Genomic DNA, 3,214 nt, shown 5'->3' on the forward strand with positions numbered 1-3,214 from the left:
GCTGCGGCAGGCCGGCGGGGTCAGCGGGGTCATCTATTCGTCGCTGCCCGTTGTGATCTTCGTCATTGCGTCGAGCGTGTCGGGCTTGTTCGCGGCGATCGCCTCCGCGCTGACCGCGGCCGCCCTGGTCTTGGTGTGGCGCCTGATCCGGCGGGATTCCCCGCAGCCGGCCGTGTCCGGGTTCTTCGGCGTCGCGATCTGCGCGCTGGTCGCCTACATCGTCGGGGAGTCCAAGGGCTACTTCCTGCTGGGCATCTGGATGTCGTTGCTGTGGGCGGTGGTCGTCGCGGCGTCGGTCGTCATCCGGCGGCCGCTGGTCGGCTACGTGTGGACCTGGGCCACCGGGCGGGGTCACGGCTGGCGCGACGTCCCGAGGGCCGTCCACGCGCTCGACGCAGCCTCGATCTGTTGGGTGTTGGTCTTCGCCGCCCGGTTCGTGGTCCAGGGCCTGCTCTACAACGCGGACCAGACGGGTTGGCTGGCGGTCGCTCGCATTGCGATGGGTTGGCCGCTGACCGTGGCGGCCGCGCTGGCGACGTACCTGGCGATCAAGTCCGCGCAGCGCGCCATGCTCGCGGCCGGCGACGCCCGCGCCCCGATCGACGCCGATCCCGTCAGCGACTAGCGGTGATCGCGAGCGCGGCGGAGCCGGGCGCTGCGGGTCACCGCCATCGGTCCGCGGTGATCGCGAGCGCGGCGGAGCCGGGCGCTGCGGGTCACGGCCATCGGTCCGCGGTGATCGCGAGCGCGGCGGAGCCGGGCGCTGCGGGTCACCGGTCCTAGTCGTCGAGCCCCGGGCCGTCGGGCAGCAGGAGCTTGCGCAGATCCTCTTCGGCCTCGGCGACCGCGACGAAGAGCAGCTCGTCGCCGCCTTCGAGCGGCTCGTCGGCCTCCGGCACGATGACCCGCGGGCCGCGCAGGATCGTCACCAGCGAAGCGTCGCGCGGCAGCTGCAGCCGGCGCACCGGCTTGCCGCCCCAGGGGGTGTCGTCGGGCAGCGTGATCTCGACCAGGTTGGCCTGCCCGCGGCGGAATTCCATGAGCCGCACCAGATCACCGACCGCGACGGCCTCTTCGATCAGTGAGGCCAGCATGCGCGGCGTGGACACCGCCACGTCGACGCCCCAGGCGTCGGTGAAGAGCCACTCGTTGCGGGGGTCGTTGACCCGGGCCACCACCCGGGGCACCGCGAATTCGGTCTTGGCCAGCAGGCTGAGCACGACGTTGGCCTTGTCGTCGCCGGTTGCGGCGACCACCACGTCGAATTCGTGCAGGTGCACCGATTCCAGCAGGCTCAGTTCGCAGGCGTCGCCGAGCCGCCAGTGCGCGGCGGGGATGGCGTCGACGTCGACGTGATCGGGGTTGCGCTCGATCAGCGTCACGTCGTGGCCGTTGCCGATGAGTTCGCGACTGACGGAGCGGCCGACCGCGCCGGCCCCGGCGACAGCTACCTTCATGTTCGCCGCTCCTTAACCGAGGTCTTCGCTGGGTGGCAGGGCCGCGATGGCCACGGCCTCGGCCACCCGGCCCGAGATCGCGGCGACGTAGACCTGATCGCCGGCCTGCAGAGCCGTCTTGGGCTCGGGCAGGACGCCGGCTCCGAACCGGATCAGGAAGGCCACCCGGGCGCCGGTCGCCTGCTCGAGATCGGTGACCCGGTGGCCGATCCACTCCTCGTGCAGGACTACCTCGGCGACGGCCACCGTGCCGGTCGGGTCCCGCCATTTGGCTGTCTCGGTGTCCCGCAGCAGCGCGTTGAGCAGGCGGTCGGTGGTCCAGGGCACGGTGGCGATGGTGGGGATGCCGAGGCGCTCGTAGACCTCGGCCCGCTTGGCGTCGTAGATGCGGGCGACGACGCGCTTAACGCCGAAGGTCTCCCGGGCCAACCGCGCCGAGATGATGTTCGAGTTGTCGCCGGAGGAGACCGCGGCGAACGCGTCGGCCTCCTCGATGCCGGCCCGCAGCAACACGTCGCGGTCGAACCCCTGGCCGAGCACCCGTTCCCCGCCGTATTCCGGGCTGAGCCGGTTGAAGGCGGTGCTGTCGCGGTCGATGACCGCGACGTCGTGGCCGATCCGCGACAGCCCGTCGGCCACCGAGGAACCGACGCGGCCACAGCCCATCACCACTACTCGCAATTTCCGATCCTCTCGGCTGCGTCCTGCGGCCCCCATCGGCAACCCACGTCGGCCAGCCGATTTCGGGTCGGCAAACATTCTCACCTACGAAGCTACCGCCACACCCCGGTGGGCTTAGTCTTGGCTCTCGTGTCCAAACTTTCCACCGCAGCGCGTCGATTGCTCATCGGTCGGCCGCAACGCAGCGACCGGCTGAGTCACACCCTGCTGCCCAAGCGGATCGCCTTGCCGGTGTTCGCCTCCGACGCGTTGTCCTCGGTGGCGTACGCACCCGAGGAAGTCTTCCTGATGCTGTCGGTCGCCGGCCTGTCCGCCTACGCGTTGACGCCCTGGATCGGTCTCGCCGTGGCCGCGGTGATGCTGGTGGTGGTGGCCAGCTACCGGCAGAACGTGCACGCCTACCCCTCGGGCGGCGGTGACTACGAGGTGGTCACCACCAACCTCGGTGACACCGCCGGACTGGTGGTCGCCAGCGCGCTGATGGTGGATTACGTTCTGACCGTGGCCGTTTCGACGGCGTCGGCGATGGCCAATATCGGCTCGGCGATCCCGATCGTGGCCGAGAACAAGGTCTGGTTCTGCGTGGCCTCGATCCTGCTGGTGATGGCGTTGAACCTGCGCGGAATCCGCGAGTCGGGCGTGGCGTTCGCCATTCCGACCTACGCGTTCATCGTCGGCGTCTTCATCATGATCGGCTGGGGCCTGTTCCGGGTCTTCGTGCTGGGCAACCCGCTGCGCGCGGAGTCGGCCGGCTTTCAGATGCACGCCGAGCACGGTCAGGTCGTCGGCTTCGCGCTGGCATTCCTGGTGGCGCGCTCGTTCTCCTCGGGCTGCGCGGCGCTGACCGGCGTGGAGGCGATCAGCAACGGGGTTCCGGCATTCGAGAAGCCCAAGTCGCGCAACGCGGCGACGACGCTGCTGATGCTGGGCGGGATCGCGGTGGCCCTGCTGATGGGCATCATTGTGCTGGCCCAGCAGATCGGGGTGCAGCTGGTCGAGGATCCCGCCCGGCAATTGACCGGCGCGCCGCCCGGCTACTACCAGAAGACGCTGGTCACCCAGCTGGCGGAAACGGT

Annotated in this window: 4 protein-coding genes; 2 read left to right on the forward strand and 2 right to left on the reverse strand. The window is 69.9% G+C overall.

The window, feature by feature from the left end:
* Position 1 precedes the first annotated feature (1 nt).
* Positions 2-625 carry a DUF3159 domain-containing protein gene (locus A9X03_RS11355; protein WP_082974471.1) on the forward strand — a complete coding sequence of 208 codons (624 nt, stop codon included), beginning with the start codon at positions 2-4 and terminating at the stop codon, positions 623-625.
* Positions 626-779: 154 nt separating this feature from the next.
* Here A9X03_RS11355 and A9X03_RS11360 read toward each other — a convergent pair whose 3' ends face one another.
* Entirely contained in the window at positions 780-1,457 is a 678-nt protein-coding gene (locus tag A9X03_RS11360) for a TrkA family potassium uptake protein (RefSeq protein WP_067268952.1), read from the reverse strand.
* Between the two features lie 12 nt (positions 1,458-1,469).
* The gene (locus A9X03_RS11365; RefSeq protein ID WP_156669900.1) at positions 1,470-2,138 is read right to left on the reverse strand and encodes a TrkA family potassium uptake protein; all 669 of its coding nucleotides are present in this window, start codon (positions 2,136-2,138) and stop codon (positions 1,470-1,472) included.
* 129 nt (positions 2,139-2,267) lie between these two features.
* Here A9X03_RS11365 and A9X03_RS11370 point away from each other — a divergent pair.
* On the forward strand, positions 2,268-3,214 hold a 947-nt coding region (locus A9X03_RS11370), incomplete at its 3' end, for an APC family permease (protein WP_156746537.1).

The sequence above is a fragment of the Mycobacterium sp. E1715 genome, assembly GCF_001667625.1.
GTDB lineage: Bacteria > Actinomycetota > Actinomycetes > Mycobacteriales > Mycobacteriaceae > Mycobacterium.